Origin of the sequence: Prochlorococcus sp. MIT 1323, assembly GCF_047304905.1 — a bacterium.
In the GTDB taxonomy this organism is placed as follows: domain Bacteria; phylum Cyanobacteriota; class Cyanobacteriia; order PCC-6307; family Cyanobiaceae; genus Prochlorococcus; species Prochlorococcus marinus_D.
Map to the genome: position 1 here is coordinate 1,070,915 of NZ_CP138973.1, position 20,708 is coordinate 1,091,622.

The 20,708-nt window shown below is 48.7% G+C and carries 24 protein-coding genes; 8 read left to right on the forward strand and 16 right to left on the reverse strand.

Annotation, left to right across the window (positions count from 1 at the left end; all coding sequences use genetic code 11):
* The 3 genes from SIB68_RS05250 to SIB68_RS05260 all read left to right on the forward strand — a co-directional run bounded on the left by SIB68_RS05250 (position 1) and on the right by SIB68_RS05260 (position 3,230).
* The gene (locus tag SIB68_RS05250) at positions 1 to 687 is read left to right on the forward strand and encodes a TIGR04282 family arsenosugar biosynthesis glycosyltransferase (protein ID WP_063400215.1); all 687 of its coding nucleotides are present in this window, start codon (positions 1 to 3) and stop codon (positions 685 to 687) included.
* 279 nt (positions 688 to 966) lie between these two features.
* Positions 967 to 1,968: a calcium-binding protein gene (locus SIB68_RS05255; RefSeq protein ID WP_063400214.1), complete on the forward strand. Its 1,002-nt coding sequence runs from the start codon at positions 967 to 969 to the stop codon at positions 1,966 to 1,968.
* A gap of 443 nt (positions 1,969 to 2,411) precedes the next feature.
* Complete coding sequence (locus SIB68_RS05260) at positions 2,412 to 3,230, forward strand: TIGR04283 family arsenosugar biosynthesis glycosyltransferase (RefSeq protein WP_081215496.1); 819 nt, start codon at positions 2,412 to 2,414, stop codon at positions 3,228 to 3,230.
* Between the two features lie 3 nt (positions 3,231 to 3,233).
* Here the strand turns inward: SIB68_RS05260 and SIB68_RS05265 are convergent, their stop codons facing one another.
* The 3 genes from SIB68_RS05265 to hisG form a co-directional block, all read right to left on the reverse strand.
* On the reverse strand, positions 3,234 to 3,734 hold the full coding sequence (locus SIB68_RS05265) for a GNAT family N-acetyltransferase (RefSeq protein WP_063400213.1): 501 nt from the start codon (positions 3,732 to 3,734) through the stop codon (positions 3,234 to 3,236).
* A gap of 100 nt (positions 3,735 to 3,834) precedes the next feature.
* Positions 3,835 to 5,631, reverse strand: a complete 1,797-nt coding sequence (locus SIB68_RS05270) for an ABC transporter ATP-binding protein (RefSeq protein ID WP_063400212.1) — start codon at positions 5,629 to 5,631, stop codon at positions 3,835 to 3,837.
* Positions 5,631 to 6,284 (reverse strand): ATP phosphoribosyltransferase, encoded by a 654-nt coding sequence (gene hisG / locus SIB68_RS05275; RefSeq protein ID WP_011130564.1) that lies wholly within the window; start codon positions 6,282 to 6,284, stop codon positions 5,631 to 5,633. The genes SIB68_RS05270 and hisG overlap by 1 nt, the downstream gene beginning before the upstream one ends.
* A gap of 29 nt (positions 6,285 to 6,313) precedes the next feature.
* On the opposite strand from hisG, the gene gloB reads away from it, so the two are divergent.
* From gloB to SIB68_RS05290, 3 genes are all read left to right on the forward strand, one after another.
* Positions 6,314 to 7,096 carry a hydroxyacylglutathione hydrolase gene (gene gloB, locus SIB68_RS05280; RefSeq protein WP_063400211.1) on the forward strand — a complete coding sequence of 261 codons (783 nt, stop codon included), beginning with the start codon at positions 6,314 to 6,316 and terminating at the stop codon, positions 7,094 to 7,096.
* A 186-nt stretch (positions 7,097 to 7,282) separates the two neighbouring features.
* Entirely contained in the window at positions 7,283 to 7,681 is a 399-nt protein-coding gene (locus tag SIB68_RS05285) for a Rid family detoxifying hydrolase (protein WP_011825483.1), read from the forward strand.
* 280 nt (positions 7,682 to 7,961) lie between these two features.
* Positions 7,962 to 8,183, forward strand: coding sequence for a DUF3136 domain-containing protein (locus SIB68_RS05290; RefSeq protein ID WP_011130567.1), 222 nt, complete (start codon positions 7,962 to 7,964; stop codon positions 8,181 to 8,183).
* A 35-nt stretch (positions 8,184 to 8,218) separates the two neighbouring features.
* Here the strand turns inward: SIB68_RS05290 and cbbX are convergent, their stop codons facing one another.
* From cbbX to SIB68_RS05340, 10 genes are all read right to left on the reverse strand, one after another.
* Positions 8,219 to 9,136 (reverse strand): CbbX protein, encoded by a 918-nt coding sequence (gene cbbX, locus SIB68_RS05295; protein ID WP_063400210.1) that lies wholly within the window; start codon positions 9,134 to 9,136, stop codon positions 8,219 to 8,221.
* On the reverse strand, positions 9,120 to 9,371 hold the full coding sequence (locus tag SIB68_RS05300) for a 4a-hydroxytetrahydrobiopterin dehydratase (protein WP_063400209.1): 252 nt from the start codon (positions 9,369 to 9,371) through the stop codon (positions 9,120 to 9,122). The genes cbbX and SIB68_RS05300 overlap by 17 nt, the downstream gene beginning before the upstream one ends.
* Positions 9,372 to 9,514: 143 nt before the next feature.
* Complete coding sequence (locus SIB68_RS05305) at positions 9,515 to 10,129, reverse strand: BMC domain-containing protein (RefSeq protein WP_063400208.1); 615 nt, start codon at positions 10,127 to 10,129, stop codon at positions 9,515 to 9,517.
* A 56-nt stretch (positions 10,130 to 10,185) separates the two neighbouring features.
* The gene (locus SIB68_RS05310) at positions 10,186 to 10,437 is read right to left on the reverse strand and encodes a carboxysome peptide B (protein WP_011825478.1); all 252 of its coding nucleotides are present in this window, start codon (positions 10,435 to 10,437) and stop codon (positions 10,186 to 10,188) included.
* Positions 10,437 to 10,712, reverse strand: coding sequence for a carboxysome peptide A (locus SIB68_RS05315; RefSeq protein WP_011130572.1), 276 nt, complete (start codon positions 10,710 to 10,712; stop codon positions 10,437 to 10,439). The genes SIB68_RS05310 and SIB68_RS05315 overlap by 1 nt, the downstream gene beginning before the upstream one ends.
* Before the next feature lies 1 nt (position 10,713).
* Entirely contained in the window at positions 10,714 to 12,258 is a 1,545-nt protein-coding gene (locus SIB68_RS05320; protein ID WP_063400207.1) for a carboxysome shell carbonic anhydrase, read from the reverse strand.
* 7 nt (positions 12,259 to 12,265) lie between these two features.
* Positions 12,266 to 14,647 (reverse strand): CsoS2 family carboxysome shell protein, encoded by a 2,382-nt coding sequence (locus tag SIB68_RS05325; protein WP_063400206.1) that lies wholly within the window; start codon positions 14,645 to 14,647, stop codon positions 12,266 to 12,268.
* Between the two features lie 109 nt (positions 14,648 to 14,756).
* Positions 14,757 to 15,098: a ribulose bisphosphate carboxylase small subunit gene (locus tag SIB68_RS05330; RefSeq protein WP_011825473.1), complete on the reverse strand. Its 342-nt coding sequence runs from the start codon at positions 15,096 to 15,098 to the stop codon at positions 14,757 to 14,759.
* Between the two features lie 108 nt (positions 15,099 to 15,206).
* Positions 15,207 to 16,619, reverse strand: a complete 1,413-nt coding sequence (locus SIB68_RS05335) for a form I ribulose bisphosphate carboxylase large subunit (RefSeq protein WP_011825472.1) — start codon at positions 16,617 to 16,619, stop codon at positions 15,207 to 15,209.
* A 69-nt stretch (positions 16,620 to 16,688) separates the two neighbouring features.
* A complete protein-coding gene (locus SIB68_RS05340) occupies positions 16,689 to 17,000 on the reverse strand; it encodes a BMC domain-containing protein (RefSeq protein WP_011130577.1) in 312 nt (103 codons plus the stop codon).
* Between the two features lie 342 nt (positions 17,001 to 17,342).
* On the opposite strand from SIB68_RS05340, the gene SIB68_RS05345 reads away from it, so the two are divergent.
* On the forward strand, positions 17,343 to 17,936 hold the full coding sequence (locus SIB68_RS05345; RefSeq protein ID WP_041385109.1) for a non-canonical purine NTP pyrophosphatase: 594 nt from the start codon (positions 17,343 to 17,345) through the stop codon (positions 17,934 to 17,936).
* Here SIB68_RS05345 and SIB68_RS05350 read toward each other — a convergent pair whose 3' ends face one another.
* Entirely contained in the window at positions 17,937 to 18,707 is a 771-nt protein-coding gene (locus SIB68_RS05350; RefSeq protein WP_011130579.1) for a hypothetical protein, read from the reverse strand.
* Positions 18,708 to 18,808: 101 nt separating this feature from the next.
* On the opposite strand from SIB68_RS05350, the gene SIB68_RS05355 reads away from it, so the two are divergent.
* Positions 18,809 to 19,210, forward strand: coding sequence for a hypothetical protein (locus tag SIB68_RS05355; RefSeq protein WP_011130580.1), 402 nt, complete (start codon positions 18,809 to 18,811; stop codon positions 19,208 to 19,210).
* 214 nt (positions 19,211 to 19,424) lie between these two features.
* Here the strand turns inward: SIB68_RS05355 and SIB68_RS05360 are convergent, their stop codons facing one another.
* Both SIB68_RS05360 and SIB68_RS05365 read right to left on the reverse strand, forming a co-directional pair.
* Entirely contained in the window at positions 19,425 to 19,592 is a 168-nt protein-coding gene (locus SIB68_RS05360; RefSeq protein WP_236068921.1) for a hypothetical protein, read from the reverse strand.
* An 830-nt stretch (positions 19,593 to 20,422) separates the two neighbouring features.
* A complete protein-coding gene (locus SIB68_RS05365; protein ID WP_063400205.1) occupies positions 20,423 to 20,704 on the reverse strand; it encodes a P-II family nitrogen regulator in 282 nt (93 codons plus the stop codon).
* Positions 20,705 to 20,708 lie beyond the last annotated feature (4 nt).

Consider the following 20,708-nt stretch of genomic DNA (forward strand, 5'->3'; position numbering starts at 1 on the left):
ATGGCAAAACCTGCACTGGTGGTGATGGCCCGCTGGCCGGCAGCAGGCAGATGCAAACGAAGACTGGCCGACACTCTTGGAATAGTGCGTGCAGCATCAATCCAGGCCAGGCTTACCAAACACACTCTGAGCGTGGCCAATCATCTGGCCAATAGAGGCCTGGTCGAGCTGCAATTCGCGATCACTGGCCTCGCTCCCAAGGCAGCCAAGCGCTGGGCACACGATCAAGGTGTGAGCACAGTGGAGCCTCAAGGCAAGGGAAGCCTGGGTGAACGGATGCGCCGACAGGTTTTGCGAGTGCAGCAACGACACCATCCACAAATCACAATGGGCCGCACCACATTGCTGATCGGCACGGACCTGCCAAATCTCTGTGATCGAGATCTCCTTCAGGCCCTAGAAGCTTTGCAAGAGCATGAGTTCGTACTTGGACCCGCTACTGATGGGGGCTATTGGTTACTTGGACTCTCAGGGCGCTTGGTAAAGCCCGTGACACGCTGGCCCTTCTGCGGCATTCCTTGGGGTAGCAATCAAGTGAAGCAAGTCACACTGCAGAAAGCAGCGGATGCAGGAGTAAGGCCTTGCTTACTTGGTCAACAAAACGATCTCGATTGCCTTGAAGATCTTTCACCATGGCAAGTATGCGAGAAGTCTGTCCTAGAAACTAGACTATCACTGGGATTATAAGGTTAGAGCTTGACTATCCAATTCAATGCTCAATAAGTAAGAGAGCAAAAGCTTTGAATGTCTGTAGCGATAAATATTTGCCTAGGTGAAATTGATAAAAAGGTGGATTTTCGCTGCTTCATAGCTATGAATATTCTAAAAGCCTATCCCATGGCTACCTATTATCATGCTTCTCTATATGAACCTAACGTCTGGGTACAAATGAGACGTATGCTTTTGTGTCAGTCCAGTTCTACAGCCTAAAACTATATAAAATATAATTTCATACATAAAATAAAGATGGCTAATTTAGGCATATTTGCGCCCGGAGGCGGGAACCTTTGGGACGATTCTGGTTATTATGGAAAGACATTAATAGGCGTGGAACAACATTCTCAGCGACATTATGGCGCACTATCTAACGATGTTTCTGTCAACACTAACCTTGATAGTGTAGGGGCATGGCGTAATGTCAACCCTTGGGAATCCTGGTATAGCGGCTTGACTGGAGACAATGTTGACGTCCAATTGGATATAGGTTTTTTTGGAAATATAGCGGCAAATCCTCAACAAGTACAGAATTCGACCTATTTTAAAATAATTACAAACAAAAATGGTGGCATTCCCTATTCATCATTGAGTGATGTATGGATTAATGGTAGAGAATGGTATCACAGTCTGTGCTCATGGCAGCCAAGTTCATATTCGATTCATAAAGCTATTTACGCAGGGAATGATACGATCAATGCCTCAGAAGTAGAACCACTTTCTGATGGTTTAGGAAATAGACTGGCTGGGTATGACGGTAACGATGTGATAACGGGTAGCAAAGGTAATGATATTATTTATGGGATGATTGGAAGTGATTATATACATGCAGGTGGAGGTGATGACGTTATTTTTGGTGGCAGTGGGCATGATTTTATAGATGGTAATACTGGATCTGATTTGATCAGGGGAGGTATAGGATATAATATGATCAAATGTGGAGCTGACAATGCTAGAGATACAATCTATATTTCTGCAGATAGTGTTAAAAACAACTGGCAGGGGAAATCATGGAGTGGAGTAAATGCTGATATAATAGCAGAAATAGATAAAAACGACCAACTATATATTTATGGTGTTGAGGATTCAACCCTTACTTACGTTGACAATGTCTCGCATCCGAAGGCAGGTCAATTTCATCCACACAGCTATTCAGGAGTAGGAATTTACTCCAATGGAACGCTGGAAGCAATTGTAACTACAGTGGGCGCTACAAGTAGCAGCGTAGATCAATTCACTACAGGAATTATCTAATATTAATTAGATAGCTGATATTCACTCCCTCTAAATCAATTTAATTGATCATTTGTCGATAACTAATATGAGATTATCGCCGACCAAAAGTCTTCCATTATTTGTTGTCGATTGATTTGGCTGAACTTCTCATTCTTCTGGCTTCTTTCTGATACGGATTGATAGTGGGGATTACTGGTGTTTCTCTGCCTTTAAAACTACTTACTGCTCTAATCTATGCTCGTGCGCATGTCGCATCTGTGTCTTGTGCATCGGGTGAGGCTCAAAGCATCCAATAGAGCTAGAATCATTACAGGGCAGAGACAACACCTTTGTCCTGATGATTGGACCAGTATAAACATACTATTCCAACTTCATCTAACTTTTCTATCCTCCACATCCCAGTCATAGCCTCATCCTTTCTCCATGGCAAGCATGCGAGGAAGGATTGATATGACAAGGATATGAACCAGGAAAAAACTCGTTTAAGGCAAGAAAAACGGGTCGAGAAAGAACAAGATGACCTCTTTCAAAAAGGAAGCAATGCCGCTCAAAACTTCTCATCAATGAGCAACATCTCAGCTCTAAGTGAGGTGGGACATCACCTCAGCGTGATTGTGCCGAGCCTCAATGAAGCCAGCCGTCTACCACTGCTGTTGGCCGATCTCCAACGCTGGCCGACACCCCTTGACCTTTGGATCGTTGATGCTGGCAGCTGTGATGACACAGAACTCGCTGCCCAACTCACAGGAGCTCAAGTACTGCGAGTAGCCAATCCCAATCGGGGTGCTCAACTCAGCCATGGAGCATGCCATTCCAAAGGAACTTGGCTGATGTTCCTGCATGCCGACAGCCGACTCCCCCCCCAATGGCCCGCTGTCGTTGAAGCAGTGATTACTGAGCCAGCAAGAGAGCTGAATGCTTGGTTTTTCGACTACAAAATCCAAGGGAAGGGAACAAAACTGCGTCTATTGGAACTAGCTGTGGCCCTTCGCAGTCATTGGCTGCAAAGGCCCTATGGCGATCAAGGCTTGCTCATCAGCAAAAGGCTCTACCAACGCATCGGGGGATACAAACCCATCCCTTTGATGGAAGATCTCGATTTGGTGCAGCGACTCTCTTGCCAAGTCAAGTTGCTGAGCCTGGGATTACCCCTTTACACCGATGGCCGCCGTTTGCAACGGCTAGGTCTACTCAATCAAGCCTGGCAAAACGCCCAATTGCGTAGACGCTGGCGCAGAGGAGAGGCAGCCAAGCAGCTGTCAAAGGACTATTACCAATAATCCTTAGGCATACCAGAAAGCACATTTGTGGCCATCAGGCTCCAGCGTCCAACCTTGTCGCTCATAGAAATCGACAACACCTGGATCAGCAAAGAGCGTGACTCGTTTAACACCCATCTCCTTAAGAGATTCAAGGGTGTAATCCATTAGATGCTTACCCAATCCCACCCCCTGATAAATGGGGTGAATCGCCACATCCCACACTGTGGCTTCAAGAACTCCATCACCTGTACATCGAGCAAAACCAACCAAACGAGGCAACAGGGGATCATGGCGCCAAAGGCCCACTTTCAAGAGCGTGTGATCAAGTGCAAGACGCACTCGACGCATCGGCCGGCGACTCCAACCCACAGCCTCCAGCAATTGTTCAAGCTCAACAAGATCGAATGAACGGTCTTGACTGAAGACAAGCTTGATCTGCTCATTCGAAGACGGGCACTCTCGTGCTCCATGCCCATAGGCCTGCTCAAGAAACTCCGGCGTTAGCGAACAGGAGCTGATCACACGGCAGTGCTGAACTGTATTGATCCTGCTTCACCAAGGCCCATAGCCATTAAGCGTGAAGCTGAAATCAAGATCCAATCGCTGAAAGCAAAAACTAAATTCAAAGTTTCGCCAGTCCCCTTTCCTGTAGTTCCGCTAACTGAGAATAAAGGCCTCCCTTGGCACGAAGCTCAAGGTGGGTTCCCTGCTCAATCAGCTTGCCCCGCCGAAGCACCATGATTCGATCGGCTGCTTCCACAGTGGCCAAGCGATGGGCAATAACAACCGCGGTGCGACGTTCAAGCAAGCGATCTAGATCCCTTTGCAATGTCGCTTCCGTAGAAGGGTCCATGAAAGCGGTCGCCTCATCCATAACCAGCACAGTGGGGTTGCGAATGGCCACCCTTGCAACTGCTAAGAGCTGTCTCTCTCCCGATGACAAATTGCCGCCACGCTCCCTGAGCTCAGTCTCCAAGCCGTTGGGTAGCCGATTGAGCAAAGGATCAAGGCCAAGATCTCTACAGATCGCCCGCAAACGGTCATCCTCAATCGAGGAATCCAATCGGAGGTTATCTGCAACATTGCCGCTAAATAGAAAGGTGTCCTGAAGCACAACCCCCAGTTGTTTGCGTAGCTGCCAAAGAGGGATTGTTTTGATGTCAACACCATCAAGCATGATCCGCCCGACTTGAGGCTCGTAAAGACGACAAAGCAAGCGGATCAGGGTCGTCTTGCCTGAACCGGTTGGTCCTACCAGGGCAACATGTTCACCAGCAGAAATGCGAAAACTAAGGTCCTGGAGAATCGGCTCGTCTGGCCGATAGGCAAAGCTCACCCCCTCAAACACCACCTCACCGCAAGCAGCAGAAGCCGAGGGCCTAACAACGCTGGGTTCGTCTTTAACAGGCTTTGCATCGACAATGTCCAGTGGCTGCTCCAGCAACTCGCCAATCCGTTCAACAGCAGTCAGGCCCCCCTGAATCTGAGTGAAGCGATCAGCAAGTTGACGCAGGGGATCAAACAAACGCTGGGAATAAAGGATGAATGTTGTCAAGGTGCCAAGGCCCATTGTCTCGGCAGTTACCATCCATCCCCCAAGCGCCAGCACCACAGCCACGGCTGCCAGGGCCACCCATTCGATAAAAGCTGAAATGCTGCTGTCATAAAAGATCGTTCCATTCACGGCTTGCCTGTAGGCCGAGCCAGTGCGATCAAATAGCTGCCCATTAAACGTTTCTCGACGAAACATCTGGACAACCTCAAGCCCCTGAAGGTTTTCCTGAAAATCGGCATTGAGCTGAGAGAGTTCCTCCCTCACGCGGTAATTGGCTTTCCGGTATCGGCGTTGCAACCAAAGGATCACCAAGGTGACTGGTACCTGCGTCACCAGCAGCAACCCCCCCAGGCGCCAATCAATCAAAATCATGGTGACTGCAATCACCACAAGGCTGACGAGATCCCCCAAAACTCCTACTGCCCCACTGCCAAAAACCTCCGATAGTGCATTCACATCACTGGTCAGCCGAGTCAACAACTTGCCCACAGGCATTCGATCGTGAAAGCGCAGCGAAAGGGCCATGGCGTGGCCAAAGAGATCGTTACGAATACGCGCCGTTAGCCGTTGCCCTAAGGCCTCGATATTGAAAGACTGAAAGCCCTGCAGACCCAAGCGCAGAAGCACAGAAATCAGCAGAATCCCCACCAAAACTCTTATTGCTGAGCTCACTGGCAGATCACTGAGCCAAGGGAAGGTTGACTCTTGCTTCAAAACACTGATTGCCTGGCCAACCAAGAAGGGTTGAATCGCACCAGCAAGAGCTACCGGCACCAAGAGGACAAGCACCATCCATAGACGCCGGCGGTCCTCACGGAGATAACGCCCCAGACGCCGAACCCGCTGAAAATCAGTAACAGACATCAAGCTGGATTTTTAGGTAATGATTCCTGAATGCGCATAGCCTCCACAATCAACTGAAGATCTCCACGGTCCAACCTCAAGGCCAATGGATGGCCGATCAAGCGAGCCGAAGACTGAAATAGCTCCTCAATGGCCACTAAGCCATTGTCGCGAAGGGTACGGCCTGTCGCGACCAGATCGACAATCGCTTCAGCAATGCCTGTTAAAGGGCCAAGTTCCACCGAACCGGTCAGGTGAACAAGCTCTACAGGCAGATCGAGAGCATCGAAAAATTCTCGAGCACAATGGGTAAACTTGCTAGCAACTCGACAATGGGGAGGCAGATCAGCTGCGTGCTGATAGCCACTGCTGGCCTTCACTGCCACAGCCATACGGCAGCCCCCGAAGCCAAGATCAACCAGCTGAGCAACGGGCATCTGATGCTCCCGCAGCACGTCGTAACCAACAACTCCCAACTGGGCCTGACCATAGGCAACATAAACGGGCACATCCCCGTTGCGCACCAACAGTGCCCGGGCCCGGCCACAATGGGAAGGCACCATTAACTGACGATTGCCTGGATCAAGTACAGCTGAAAAATCCAACCCAGCAGATTGAAAACGAGCAACCGAATCATTCAGCAAAGCTCCTTTTGCAAGCGCGACAGTGATCATGGAGCGATGCGTCGACCTGGACTTTAACGATGGAGGCAACCTCAACAGCTGCGACTAGCGATAAACAACGTTCATCGATCCATGCCCTTCCTGTTCTTCAAGACAACATCATCTGGATCTGGATTAAAGGCAACCAGGCTGTCGTTGTGGATCCAGCAATCGCAGAACCAGTCAAGACATGGCTGCAAACTCGAGAGCTCTCACTCGCAGCAGTACTTCAAACCCATCACCATGCTGATCACATTGGTGGCACCCTTGAGCTGCTTAGGGACTGGCCTAACGCAGCCGTGGTAGCAGCCGCTGAAGACCGTGATCGCATTCCCTTCCAGACGATCTCCGTTCGCGATAGGGACAAGGTTTCTCTTCTCAACAGCAGTGTTGAAGTGCTCGCTGTTGCGGGTCATACCAGAGCACACATTGCTTATTACCTGCCCACAAACAAGGAAGATCTTGAAGATCCAGCAGTGTTCTGTGGTGACACCCTTTTCGGAGCTGGATGTGGCCGACTGTTTGAAGGAACTGCCGAAGACATGTTCAAGGCTCTTCAACGTCTCAGTTGCCTGCCAGCGAAGACCCGTGTGTATTGCGCTCACGAATACACCGAAGCAAATCTGCGCTGGGCCTCCGCCCTGCATCCAGAAGATGTTGCTATCAGCGAACGACTGGCAGACGTTTCAAGTCGTCGCCAGAGGGGTGCCCTGAGCCTGCCTAGCAGCATTTCAGAAGAACAACGTACCAACCTCTTCGTGCGTGCTCAGAACAGCAAAGAGCTAGCAGAACTTCGCCACCACAAGGATCAATGGCGAAACTAAGCACAAATATCTGACTCAGCAACAAGGCAGTCCTGTTGCAATGGAACAGGACCAACAGCTAGTGAGATTGCAATCCATTGAGATCAAGGCCGCTGGAACATCAACGAAGCGGCCTCACACCCAGAGGATTTTCAACAGAAACCAAAGCTGACAGCGATGATGCAACATTCATGCTCAGAGCAGACCATGAACGCCCCTTCTGTGCAAGCAATCACCACAGCATCAGCTCCAGCACCAGTCGGGCCCTATAACCAGGCTGTACTAGCAGGAGGATGGCTGTACTGCTCTGGTCAAATTGCCCTTGATCCAACCAACGGGGTGATGGTTGGGCAAGGTGATGTGGAAGCTGAAACCCGCCAAGTCCTTAGCAATCTGATGGCTGTGCTCACAGCAGCCGGTGCTGAGCCAAGGCAAGTGATTCGTACCACGGTTTACCTCACGGATCTGGCGGACTTTCAAAGGGTTAATGCTCTCTATGGCGAGATCTTCGGGGATGGCATCAGCCCAGCAAGAGCATGTGTTCAAGTAGCCGCCCTTCCAAAAGGTGGGCGAGTGGAAATCGATTGCGTTGCTTGGCTCGGCTGAAAACAACCAGTGGAAACCTGAAGCGCTTTGATCAAGCGTGTAGCGACTCAAGAAAAAAATCTTGTCCCTGAGCTAGCAGGAGTTCTGAGATCCGATCATCCCTAATCATTTTGATTTACGGCTGAAGAGGGGTTACTGCTAACTCCTGTGACTTTCCCTAACGTTGAAAGGATCAAAAACGATTGGCCGAACCAGAAAGCAAAAGCCGGATCCGCCAAGACGGACAGTCCGCTGAGTAGTCTGAAGATTGCATAGGTTTAGAGGCGTACTGCGAGAAACCATGGCCGAAGCCAAGTTGACCATTGGCGAACTCGAGGCGGGTTATCCCCTTTACTGCAAGGCCCTAAGGCGACTGCTGCAGGAAGGTCGTAGCACCCAAGAGATAGAGCGCACAGTTTGTTGGAGCCATCTTGAGACCCTCAATCGTTGCCTCCCCAGCCGTTACAAGGCACCGTCTTATTTGCTTGTGCTGATCAGAAGGGATCTGGAACAACCAAAGTAGAGAAAGGTTTTCATCCAAAAAGCCATCTTCAATCCTCATTCAGACGATTCCATGATGGGTTGAGTCGGATGCCGACCTTCCACCTCCCCTTGGAATACACGACTCGCCAAGATATCAGCAGGTTCGATCGTCATCAGTTCATCACGACTGAGCGGTTCTCCCATGCGTGCAAACAATCGGTTCGCCTGCCTCAAACGGGTACGGTCCAGAGCATTGCGAATTGAGCGAGCATTAGCAAAGAAAGGAAGCTGACGGCGACGTTCGATGTAATCCTCGAAAATGCCCTCAGCTTCATCGCCAAAGTAATAGTTCTGCTGGACCAGGAATAACTGAGCGATAGCCAACAACTCCTGATTGCTGTAATCCGGGAAATCAATATGGTGAGCAACCCTCGAAGAAAGGCCCGGATTAGATTGATAGAAAGCATCCATCTTATCTTTATAACCAGCAAAAATAACAACAAAATCACCTCGCCGACCCTCCATATCCTGTAGCAATATTTCGATTGCTTCTCCTCCATAATCTCTTTCATTACCTGGTTTATAAAGGTAATATGCCTCATCTATGAACAACACACCTCCCTGCGCACGTTTAATCATCTCCCGAGTTTTTGGTGCCGTGTGGCCAACGTACTGACCAACTAAGTCGTCACGGGTGACAGTTACAACATGTCCTTTGCGCAGGTATCCAAGGCGATGAAGAATCTGAGAAATTCTGATTGCAACAGTTGTCTTTCCAGTGCCAGGTCGTCCAGTAAAAGACATATGAAGGCTTGGCATCGTGCTAGCAAGATCGAGATCTTTCCTGGCCCGATCAACTAACAACAAAGCGGCAATTTCTCGAATCCTCGTCTTCACCGGCTTCAAGCCAATCAGCTCACAATCCAACTGATCTAGTACCTCTCCAACACCGGAATCGGCATAAGCCAAAGAGAGATCAATTGAGGAGTCCATCTATCTCAGCTGCAAATTTGTAATCATCATCATTTAACTCAACCTCTTCTTCTTCATCCTCCGGCCGCAAAGTGATATTGACATAGGTACGTCCAAAACTTATATCAGGGAAGCGCTTTGCGGCTTCAGTGTGCTCGCCAAGACGGTCTAAAAAATCCCTGGTTTCTGCATAGGTTCCGAATTCAAATCGCCGTTCGAGTCGTATTGGACGAGAGCGCTTCTGCCATTGATTCATCACAACAGTTGGGAGATGGATTGTTCGAAGTTAAAGAATAACCTTAATGCTTGTCATCAAAGTTGATCAAACCAGATTTCCGAATAACTTCGCCACAGAAGAAACCCGCAAATTAGAAAGCTAAAAATTAGGGTGTACCCAACTTAGCTGCGGCGCTTTGCATGAGTGGGTCTTAATGCTGGCTCAACTTCCTGATGAGGACGAGCAATAATATGGGCTGCAACAAGGCCATCACCAACCCTTTCACAGGCATCTGCACCAGCACGAACGGCTGCATTCACAGCTCCTGTTTCGCCACGCACCATCACAGTGACATAACCACCACCAACATATTCCCTAGAGATGAGATTAACCTCAGCAGCTTTTGTCATTGCATCAGCCGCTTCAATGGCAGGAACCATGCCACGAGTTTCAATCATTCCGAGTGCAATCCCCTGAACAAAAGAAGGCACGGAGGAAGAGGCGGGTGGCTTGATAGCACCACCAGACGCAGAACCACTGCCACTGGAACCCGCAGCACTCTTACCGCCCCTTGATGCAGGCGTCGCAGCCGTTGCTCGGCTGGCGGATGTACGCCCTGTGGCAGCGCTTCTGCTCGTAGTCGACTTTGAACTTGATGAGGACGATGTTGAAGCAGAAACATCAACAGTTTGTGTTGCCTTGGCAGGAAGAACTTTTTTGGCAACTTCAGAGCCAGCAGATTTCGCTGTCGTCAACGAGGGGCTGTCTGAAGAACTAGAGGAAGAAGGTTTTGGCATGGATAAAAGGTTTAAGAAGAAGAGAATAAATGGATCGAATCCGAATCATTTATTAGCTATCCATCAGGCAGCCAGTAATCAATAATTCCTCCAATTGTCAGATCTGTTTGAGTGTTGGGATCTGGACATGCAAAACGTGCAGCTGATCCACTGGAGGTGAACACCCAATTGCCCTCTCGAGCACCAACAGGATCAACAGCCACCAACTGCTTACCAGCGTTATTACGCAGGATACGCAGATGCATATGACCAAGACCGTCAACCCTTTGCGTACAAACCAAACGGCCCATCACCTGCATGATTTCCATCAAGCTGAGCCCCCTGAAACTGGCTTCGGGGCGCCTGGATCCCAATGGTCAATAATGCCTACAATCGTAAGATCACTAGGATAGGATTTACTTCCTGCAGCCTCTCTCGCTGCTGAGCTGCCAACACAAATTACCCAGTCATCTGGCTTACAACCCACAGCATCGACTGCAACCTTCTTAGAACTTCCATCAAGAACAACTTGAAGGTGTTTGTGTTCGAATCCAGGAATTCGATTGGTGGAAACAAGCGGCTTAAGAACCTTGCAGATCAACATGTCAGTGTGCCTCCTGATGAACAGGCTCCAAGGAGGAACCGACGACCTCTGAAGTGTCTTTTTTATCACGATCACGAATGGTCAAGAATGTATGAAGAAGACCCTGATCGAAAAGATCTGAATAACGCTCAGCAATAGCTTGATTTACGCGATAGCAATCAGTCACAGCCCGATCCCTTGCCCCTGGGACTTGGCCAGAATAATCAAAACGAACAACAACAGGAATTGGTAGATCTCGAGAAACATTCAACCCTTTAAAAATTTTCACTCCTACATCTAAATCTGGGGCACCTACTTCGACAGTATCCAAATGGGCGAAATAAGTTAGGTTGCGAAGATGCACTTCCTTAAAACCTATTCCAACTCCAATAAAACGCTCTGCATGCCCAGCATCTGGGTAGGGTCCAGCATGTGATTGCTTCACGTAGTCAATCTGAGAAAAGTTGTTTGCAATCAATTTCACAATGAATGCCACCATCCCCTCGTCGGGTTTCTTAGGCGCACTGGCTTCAACACGTTCAGCAATATGTTGCATCGCCTCATCTGAAGTTAGAGAAAGCGTCTCGTTATAAAGATCTTCCGCTGAAAGCCACTCGTCTAAAACAATTGAACCATCTGCCGCAGGAACATGGACGCGAATGGCATCAGTATCGGTATCAAGCCCGATCAAAAGAAGGTCTACTGATGCTCCACAACAGAAACTATTTTCGACGGATTCACGAAAATCAAGCAGGCGCTGTTGACCAGCAGAAGCTGCCAAGGCATCATCACTCCCATGAGCCGCACATCCTTGATGAGATGGATCAAGGGAACTAAAATGATAGGTGACAACCTTGAGATAACGCGTTGGAGAGTCGGCTGAATTTGGAACACCTTCTCGATAACGTCTATGTTCTGTCTTAATCCAACGGTTTACGGTTTTCTCAACATCAAATAGAGCGCCTGCATGGGAGCGACGTCTTACTGAACTAAATGGAATCCGTAAGGCATAAGCAATCGTATGTGCCAAGCGTCCATCAGCGCAGGGGGATACATCAAGGAGATGAAAACCACAATCAACAAGGAATGATTGGAAATGCTTTGCTTGAATGCTGCCTTCTCCTCCTTGCAGAGGGTCTTCTTGAAAAAAGCGGTCACTCACCTGCTGATGAGACTGAAACACACACCAAGCAAATAAGGCCCTCATATCTAATGCTCGTACCCAAGCCTGTTCCAAAAGGTGGCTAGGCAAATCAAAACCAAGTTCAGAGCGAGAAAGACTTTGAGACTTTGAGACAAAATCCTGATCATGCTGAAGTGCTGAGATCCTTTTAAGCAAAGGAACAATCAGCTCAAAAGAGCCTTTGACATTGGCTTCATAAGTCTGCAGATGCTGATTTGCAGCTCTGTCTGTGAGAGGGTGGCAAGGTCCTGAACCAACATTGACAAACCCTCTTAGCCTTGAGCGATCAGAGATCTGAGGTGTTACCACAGGCCTCCTCCTTGGAGCAGTCGGCGCCAAGGGTCTTTGCGTTTGAGAGGCCAAATTGCGATTGCGATAGGCCATCAATCAATCAACCCCTTGCGCCGCCAGAGACTGTGATCAAGGAGCCTTGATCAGTGTTACCACTTGACCCTGTTACTCGACTCATTGGTTGAGAAAGTTCCTCATTACGCTTTAAATCAGCGGCAGGCATCGCAGACATCGGGCCAGGCCGAGTTGGATTACGGCGACGGGCAGAAGCTCCTTCGGTACCAGTCACCCTTTCACTGCGATCCCAATCATCACCAGTGATATTGAGGCCGGCAGATTGGCCTTCTCCTGTAACTCGTGATTCTGGGCGTGTTTGACTTACATCATTGGGGGTTGCTTCAACAGGAACTGACTTGAAATGACGTTGTTTCCGGTCAAAACGGAACTGCTCAGTGCCAGTAATTTTATCAACCGCCATATTAAAAGGACCCGTAATCTGAGAGCCCTGCTCATAACTTGTTCCTGTCACACCAGAGCGAGGATCACGCTGTAGCTGCATCGCTCTCGCAGGAGACTGAACACTAAAGTGAGTCCAAGGAGATGATTCTGATGAACCCTGGTAATCATTACTACCAGCGGGAGCATCACTTCCACATGCTTGAACAAGTTGATCTCCACCTACATATGGGGTGCCAGTTAAAGGTTCACAAGCACCTTTCTCTGCTCCTGTCATCACTCCACCTACTCCAGGCTGAAGACCTGTCATCACAGCGCCAGGTGTACCCAACAATTTTGGAGTTCTATCCTGAATTTCTCTTACAGAATTTGTATCACACCAACCTGAAGCCTGTTCAACACCGCTATAGGGAGTTCCAGTTACCGCTTTACAAGTTCCAGGCTCATCTCCTGTTACAAGTTCCGAGCGACCTGTAAGAGTTCCACTAACAGTTTGAGATTTATTTGTGAGGCTTAAACCTACCTTTGCGGCCTCAGGATTTGGCTTGCCACCGCAAAATGTTTTGTATTGCTGAGTACCAACATATTCATCACCGGTCACTCTTTTACAACTACCTGGTTCATTGCCTGTAACGTACTCAGAGCGAGCAACATTGGTACCAGTTACACCTGCTCCACGCAGAGTATGAAATGAACCAACTTTTTCAGCAGGTCTTCCTTCAGGGAGTGGGTCAGCTCCAAGATACTGATCACCAGTCAGTTGCCGATTGGAACCAGCTTCGTCTCCAGTAACCCTCTCGGAACGTCCCACCATCACACCGCTAACCTTGCGACCATCTTCTGTAATGCTCTGGCCAACTTTTCTTGGGGAAGGTTGGCTAGCTCCACAATATTGATTGGCCTGATTAGCTGAAATATATTCAGTGCCGGTCAAAGTCTTACAAGTCCCAGGTTCATCACCAGTCACTTTTTCGGAGCGACCAACTTCATTACCGGTCACCCGATTTCCATGGCTAGTATTTGTAACTGCAACTTTTAAAGGCTGACCTGGTTGCGGAGATGACTGACAAAAAGCATCAAACACCTCTGAACCTAAATATTGAGTACCTGTAATTGAACGACAAGTACTCGCTTCGTTGCCAGTGGTTTTAGAAGAGCGATTTGCTTGAGTTCCAGTAACAAACTGGCCTGTATTTGTTTCACTTAAACCAACTTTCCAATGAGCATCTGCCGCAACAGCCTGCTTGGAACCATTACGATTAGGGCCACAGGGACGACAAGCACCTGAACGCTTTTTATCGGTAGATCCACTTTTACTACGCAATTCACGCACTCTCTGTGAAATCTCTCGACTTGACAAGTCAGGGTCTCCCTGACGCGCCACTGATGCGGCAGAGGTCGGTTGATTGGCTGCTGTTTTTCCGTGTTTCGATTGTGCTTCACGGCGTGCAAGAACCAATGCTCGACTTGGATTTTGTATTGAGCGGCGTTTCGAAGTAGGGCGGCTTGAAGATGAGTGTTTAGGACTTAATCTTGAGATGGAATCAGAAGTCCTCAAAGAATTAGCAGCAGATTCATCAAAACTTTTTTGATTAGAGGCTAAATCCTTAACCTCATTCTTTGCAGCAACTTGCTGGCTAAGCTTTGAAGATAGTTTCTCAACTTCTGCACGGGTTCTATCTTTACTTTTTGCCGCTGGCTGACCACGGCGAGAAAGCTGATCACGACGAGCCAAAACCAACTCTCGACTAGGATTAGCTATGGATTTGACTTGACGACGGGAAGCGCCAGAGGATTCTCTTGAAGCAACAAAAGACGTATCTAATAGCTCTTTCTTAGGAGCGGTTATCTGCGGAGATGTTTTTCCAGTCTTGAGGAAAGATTGATCAGTCCTAGTTACACGTGCATCAGAAGCATTGCGGGTGCGATTAGGGCTTGATCCATTTAATGAAGTGGATTTCTTGCCTGAGTTGCTCTGGGCCCTACGGCGTTCAAGCGCTAGCTCTCGACTGGATTGTTTTGCCATGTCCAACCAATAAAAACGTCGTAAGGAGGAATGAGGCTCGTCGCCTCTGATGAGAATTAATAGCCCCGAAAAAACTCGAGGCTATTAAGGAATAGATGCTGAAACTAAATCAACGGCCTTCAAATACTACGAATGCAGTTCCTTGGCTTTGGGTGTAAGCGTCGTAACCGACCATGCGCACATGGTGGTCTGGGTATGCACGATGACAAGCCTCAAGCTCACTAACGACCGCATTCAGATCCTTCTCGCCAAAGAAAGGTAACTTCCAATAGGACCAATAGGTCTGCATGGAACCGCTTGGATGAACGTGCTCAATAACAGGGCTCCATCCCTGAGCAATGATGTAGGCAATTTGATCGTAAATTTCGTCCTGGGTCATCGGCGGTAAAAAGCCGAAGGTTTCCAGGGTGGCGACTGTTTGATAGTCACCAACTGTGCTCTGGAAAGGCATGGTGAACCTTGGAATGTGGATATTGGGGGGCCAATACGATTAAGTGTTGGCCTAACTAAATCTGAGAACAAGTTTTGAGGAGACAGGTGTCTCCTCGATTAAGCCGATCTACTGAACGTCGAGCTTGTCGACAGTATCGAACTCGAACTTGATTTCTTTCCAAGTCTCAAGTGCGATGGCCAGCTCAGGGCTATGCTTCGCCGCTTCCATAAGGATGTCGCGACTTTCCTTCTCGATCTCACGACCGGCATTGCGTGCTTTCACACAGGCTTCAAGTGCGACTCGGTTAGCAGCAGCACCTGCAGCAGACCCCCATGGATGACCATGAGTACCACCACCAAACTGTAGGCAGGAGTCGTCTCCAAAAATTGCCAACAATGCTGGCATGTGCCAAACGTGGATACCACCAGAGGCAACAGCAAAGACTCCAGGCATGGAACCCCAGTCTTGGTCAAAGAAGTTACCGCGATTGCGGTCTTCTGGAACAAAAGACTCACGCAGATTGTCGATGAAGCCGAGGGTGGTCTGACGATCACCTTCTAGCTTGCCAACCACAGTTCCTGTATGGAGTTGGTCACCACCGGAAAGGCGCAAGCACTTAGCAAGCACACGGAAGTGAATTCCGTGCTTGGGATGACGGTCAATTACCGCATGCATGGCGCGGTGGATATGCAACAGCATGCCGTTTTTACGGCACCAATTCGCCAAACCTGTGTTGGCGGTAAATCCACCAGTGATGTAGTCATGCATGATGATTGGCATGTCGAGTTCTTTGGCGAACTCAGCACGCTCATACATCTCTTCAGGAGTTGTCGCAGTGCAATTGAGATAATGACCTTTGACTTCTCCAGTTTCTTGCTGTGCAAGCTTGACAGCCTCAGCAACAAATTCAAAACGCTCGCGCCAACGCTGGAAAGGCTGAGAGTTGATGTTTTCGTCGTCTTTGGTTAAGTCAAGACCACCACGCAGACACTCATAAACAACCCGTCCATAGTTTTTACCAGAAAGGCCAAGCTTTGGCTTAATGGTGCAACCAAGCAAGGGGCGACCGTACTTATTCAAACGATCGCGTTCTACGACAATGCCATTAGGAGGACCACCGCATGTCTTGATGAAGGCCATCGGGAAGCGGATGTCTTCTAAACGCAGATGGCGCAATGCTTTGAAGCCAAAAACATTACCGACCAAAGAGGTCAGAACGTTAGTGATTGAACCTTCTTCAAAAAGGTCTAGAGGGTAAGCAATAAAAGCGTAAAAGGACTCCTTGTCTCCAGGGACATCTTCAATGCGATAGCAACGGCCCTTGTAAAACTCAAGGTCAGTTAATAGCTCTGACCAAACTGTGGACCAAGTACCTGTTGAAGATTCAGCAGCTACAGCCGCAGCAACTTCCTCTCTGGGTACTCCTTCCTGGCCAGTGACCTTGAAGCAGGCCAGCAGGTCAGTGTCTAGGGGTACATAATCGGGAGTCCAGTAGGTGTCTCTGTACTCCTTAACCCCTGCGTCATACTTCTTGCTCATGGAATAGCTCCTTTTAAGTCGGTATAGAAGGTTGAGATAGCGCGGCTCTTAGAGCCATCGCAGAAGGCCTCAGTCCTTCTGACCTAAGAAATTGCCGTTGCCTAGCGCAGGCTCAACTTCGCGATGAGGGCGAGCAATGATGTGCGCTGCCACAAGGCCGTCACCAACACGCTCACAAGCATCAGCGCCAGCACGAACGGCGGCGTTCACAGCGCCTGTTTCGCCACGCACGAGCACGGTGACATATCCACCACCGACAAACTCACGACCAATCAGGCGCACTTCAGCTGCCTTGGTCATGGCGTCAGCAGCTTCAATTGCTGGCACGAGGCCGCGGGTTTCGATCATGCCTAGGGCGATGCCCATGGTTTCGCTAGCCATTGCTTACCTGTAGTAGGAGATTGAATGTTCGGGAAGGAGAATGCTCTGCGCAGGCAACTTCCGTCAAGCAAATTCAGCCGAAACGGAGATCACCATCCGTAGCCCCTTTCATAAGCTCGGCTAATCACCCTTGCTACGACTGTTTTAAACGACTGTTCGTTTTTCTGTCAGCGCTTGGCCACATTTGGTTGCCAAGCCGCGCGAAAGTCTCAATTGATCGACTCCAGAAGCTTCTATCGCTTGTCCAAGGGGAGCAGAAACAATCAAAAATCATGCCTCAGATCTTCCCAAGAGAGAACTTCCACCCCCTAAAGCAGAATAAGAGCGATAGATTTTTTGATTTTGGCTAAACCACTGCTAACCATTGCGAGTGGAAACCCTCGCAAGGTCGCCGAGATCGAAGCAATGCTTGGTCCACTCCCAATCGATGTGCAGAGGCAACCGCAAGATCTAGATGTCGAGGAAACGGGCTCCACTTATCTAGACAATGCCCTACTCAAAGCTCGAGCAGTCGCAAAACGAGTTGGAAACTGGACCATTGCTGACGACTCCGGATTAGAAGTTGATGCCCTGGATGGAGCCCCGGGGCTTTATTCGGCCCGCTTTGCTGCCAGCAATCAAGAAAAAATCAAGAAAATCCTTGCGGCCCTTGAAAACAACCCATATCGGAGTGCTCGCTTCCGCAGTGTGATGGTTCTATGCAATTCCAAGGGGAAGCTTCTTAAAGCAGCAGAGGGGATTTGCTGGGGAGAACTACTTAGATCGCCTGCCTATGAAGGAGGCGAGTTCGAATCGCTGTTTTGGGTTCGCGAAGCGAACTGCACCTACGGAGAACTCAATAATCAACAGCTTTCAAGGCTTGGTAGTCGAGGAAAAGCGGCTAGAGCACTAGCCCCTTGCCTGCGAGAACAACTAGGACTTGATCAGATTGTTTAGCTAGCGATTGATTTGATCGATGGCTCGCATTGCAGCAGCAGCAGCCTCCTCTACATCACCTTCTTTCCCCGCCAATGTGAGCCTGCCAAAGGCTCCCACGCCTTTCACGTCAACGATGGTGATATTGGATGCCTTCTCAGCTTCATTGGCAGCAATTAATACATAACCAGCCGGTTCGGTTTCAAGAATGAACATGCTCATTCCAGCTTCAATCATCGAACCACGACGATTTTGGCGATTAATCAAAACAGCGTGATCTGGGGTTATCGCACGGATCACCTCGGTCCAGCTCACATCACAAGAACTTCTCTGGCTAACAGTGCTGCCAATGGCATCCAAAACAACATCACCGGAATGGAGCACAGTGCTCTGATCACGGTGGTATAGGGCCAAAGAACCAAAAGCCCTTTCAACGACCATCTGGCCTAATCGCACATTGCTGGCCTTAAGGGCAATATCAGTCACTCGATGGACAGCCATGCCTGGTGAGACCTCCATCCACAGGCAAGCATCACCAGGAATCGGTAAAAAGCCTTGACTCACCGTGCCCATGTAGGCAGCTAGCTGAGGCTGAAGTGAATCGAGGAAAACATACGTGCGCAATTCAATTTGCTGCACATGACTATTTTGACGGCCAACCCTTGCTGTCTCCGAATCAGTCGTAATGACGCAGCTTGCCCCTGAGGCCTGAGGCAAAACCTCAGTTCCTGTCACCAGCGAGCTTCCACCTTGACGCCGCTCCCGAATTTCTAAACCCGCAAATCGCTGCATGGCGGGGATAATACCTTGTGATTGAACATATCTTTCAAATGCACTGCTCTTGCAAGTGGCCTTAGAGCCGATACCGTCCAAATCAATGATTGGGATGGACTATGGCCACCATGCAAGAAAAAAAATCTGAATCTACAAACCTTCCAACAGACCTAAAAGCAGAGCAAGCCTTGGGTTTAATTGGTTTGGGCCTGATGCAAAAAATGCGGGAAGGTGCAAGTGAATGGACATGGTCTCAAGCTGAGACTGGCGGACAAGCCGATCTTTTAGCTCTGCGACAACGCCTCGAGCTCACATCTTTGGCCATTCAAACTGGTGCTCCACTGAGCACAGCTGAGGTGTCAAAACTTCTTGGCGCTAGACCCGGCTCAAAGGAAGTCAGACGAGGAGGGCTGATCGCAAGGCGAGTCAGCAGAAACGTTTGGAAGCTCAGCAGTTCCGACAAAACTCCAGAGCGCAATGTTGATGGATTCAGCGGCGATGGATTCCGTCGCCGCCTTTGAATCCCTTGAAAATTAATCATCAAACTGATCAATCTCCAGAAGAGATTATCTTTAATCATTCATCTTCTGACTCGTCTTCATCGTCTGACTCTCCTTTAGCCGACTGTTCAACATCGATGCAGATCGTGGTTGCCATCAATTGTTCTCTGGCCGCAATCACAGGAGCCACTTTGCCCTTTTGCTGATCAGCAGCTTCAGCAAGAGTCAGATCCTTCTACTCACGTATCTCCTCGACAGCGTCGCAGAAGATCTTCACCTGGTCACGATACTCACTGAATTCAGCCTGGGCAATCGTGGGTTCAGAAGTCAGCGCATTGACCACCGCTACAGCCTGATCAACTTGATTTCGAGCAGAGCACACCAGCTCAGCATAATCAGCCACTTGGATTTCATCATTGGTTGCTTTCTGGCTAGATGACTCACAAGAAGCAAAAGTGTTAGATCAAGCCAGAACAGCCGGTAAAAAGCGAACTGCAGCCATCAATCCAAAAAATCGATTCTCGTAAATTTAGTCATGTTTCGTCTGCAATTAAAAAGATCTAAGTGCAGACACATTGCATTGTGATAGAAAAACCTACAATTGAAGGTCAGCTCCTACCTAACCAGGACGGAGCTCCGCCAAACCATTCGCCAAGGTCGTCATCCTCCGAGCAGTAGTGATCATCTGGTTCGGACGAGCCAAGTTGAAGAGCATCGAGCAACTGATCAATACCATCTTGAGGTTGCAATTTCTGTTGTTCTCTTCTCGCTCTATGCAACCAGGTTGCAACAGTCTGGTTTCGGTCAGCAAACTTATGAATATAAATCCGTTCACTTAAGCTAACGGGCTGATCGCTTGCGACTCGAGCAAGAATCTCTTGCAAACGCAGGCGAGTATCTCTTGACAACATCCAGATAACACCGCTAATACTGTTCTAATGGCAGGAAGGGGAGAAGTCATTGAAAAAACCACTTTATTTTAGAAGCTTATATTTAGATTCATATGCGATATTTTAATTATTTCTTTCCTTGCCAGTTGGAGTCATTGCATTCAGCTATGACTTGGTTGCCAAAAAGAGAATAGTGCTCTCAAATCAATCAGGCTAACTTCAAAGAAAAAACTTATCTCTCTAGTGTGAGGCTAAAACTTAAACCTTTAAGGCGGCATCAATTGCGGCTACTAATAAGCAGCACAAAACCCATATCGTTATTATTTATCTTTTCAAAAGATTGTCAGAGTGGTGAGGCCTCTGCAGCATAAGCGACACCACCATAATAATTAAGTATAGGGTTTATCGATACACGCAATTTCTCAAGAACTTCTATCTCGCAAAAGACAATCACATGAGCATTTGTACCAAGACCACTAAAATCCATGCCCTCTGTCACATACGTATCAGGACCTCTACCTGTTACAGGCCTAATGACTGAATAGCCAGGTGCCCCAGCTTTATCAAGAGCTTCAATCACTAACTCAAGCTCTCTCTCACTTACGATCAAATCCAGGCGCTTCATGATT

Coding starts and splice junctions, on each gene's coding strand:
- SIB68_RS05285 (WP_011825483.1), top strand. CDS start 7,283: ATGAACGCCCCTTCTGTGCAAGCAATCACCACAGCATCAGCTCCAGCA.
- SIB68_RS05305 (WP_063400208.1), bottom strand. CDS start 10,129: ATGCCAAAACCTTCTTCCTCTAGTTCTTCAGACAGCCCCTCGTTGACG.
- SIB68_RS05315 (WP_011130572.1), bottom strand. CDS start 10,712: ATGTTGATCTGCAAGGTTCTTAAGCCGCTTGTTTCCACCAATCGAATT.
- SIB68_RS05355 (WP_011130580.1), top strand. CDS start 18,809: ATGGCCACCATGCAAGAAAAAAAATCTGAATCTACAAACCTTCCAACA.
- SIB68_RS05320 (WP_063400207.1), bottom strand. CDS start 12,258: ATGGCCTATCGCAATCGCAATTTGGCCTCTCAAACGCAAAGACCCTTG.
- SIB68_RS05260 (WP_081215496.1), top strand. CDS start 2,412: ATGAACCAGGAAAAAACTCGTTTAAGGCAAGAAAAACGGGTCGAGAAA.
- SIB68_RS05290 (WP_011130567.1), top strand. CDS start 7,962: ATGGCCGAAGCCAAGTTGACCATTGGCGAACTCGAGGCGGGTTATCCC.
- SIB68_RS05325 (WP_063400206.1), bottom strand. CDS start 14,647: ATGGCAAAACAATCCAGTCGAGAGCTAGCGCTTGAACGCCGTAGGGCC.
- SIB68_RS05270 (WP_063400212.1), bottom strand. CDS start 5,631: ATGTCTGTTACTGATTTTCAGCGGGTTCGGCGTCTGGGGCGTTATCTC.
- SIB68_RS05365 (WP_063400205.1), bottom strand. CDS start 20,704: ATGAAGCGCCTGGATTTGATCGTAAGTGAGAGAGAGCTTGAGTTAGTG.
- SIB68_RS05310 (WP_011825478.1), bottom strand. CDS start 10,437: ATGGAAATCATGCAGGTGATGGGCCGTTTGGTTTGTACGCAAAGGGTT.
- gloB (WP_063400211.1), top strand. CDS start 6,314: ATGGAGGCAACCTCAACAGCTGCGACTAGCGATAAACAACGTTCATCG.
- SIB68_RS05255 (WP_063400214.1), top strand. CDS start 967: ATGGCTAATTTAGGCATATTTGCGCCCGGAGGCGGGAACCTTTGGGAC.
- SIB68_RS05330 (WP_011825473.1), bottom strand. CDS start 15,098: ATGCCTTTCCAGAGCACAGTTGGTGACTATCAAACAGTCGCCACCCTG.
- cbbX (WP_063400210.1), bottom strand. CDS start 9,136: ATGGACTCCTCAATTGATCTCTCTTTGGCTTATGCCGATTCCGGTGTT.
- SIB68_RS05250 (WP_063400215.1), top strand. CDS start 1: ATGGCAAAACCTGCACTGGTGGTGATGGCCCGCTGGCCGGCAGCAGGC.
- SIB68_RS05350 (WP_011130579.1), bottom strand. CDS start 18,707: ATGCAGCGATTTGCGGGTTTAGAAATTCGGGAGCGGCGTCAAGGTGGA.
- SIB68_RS05335 (WP_011825472.1), bottom strand. CDS start 16,619: ATGAGCAAGAAGTATGACGCAGGGGTTAAGGAGTACAGAGACACCTAC.
- SIB68_RS05340 (WP_011130577.1), bottom strand. CDS start 17,000: ATGGCTAGCGAAACCATGGGCATCGCCCTAGGCATGATCGAAACCCGC.
- SIB68_RS05300 (WP_063400209.1), bottom strand. CDS start 9,371: ATGAATCAATGGCAGAAGCGCTCTCGTCCAATACGACTCGAACGGCGA.
- hisG (WP_011130564.1), bottom strand. CDS start 6,284: ATGATCACTGTCGCGCTTGCAAAAGGAGCTTTGCTGAATGATTCGGTT.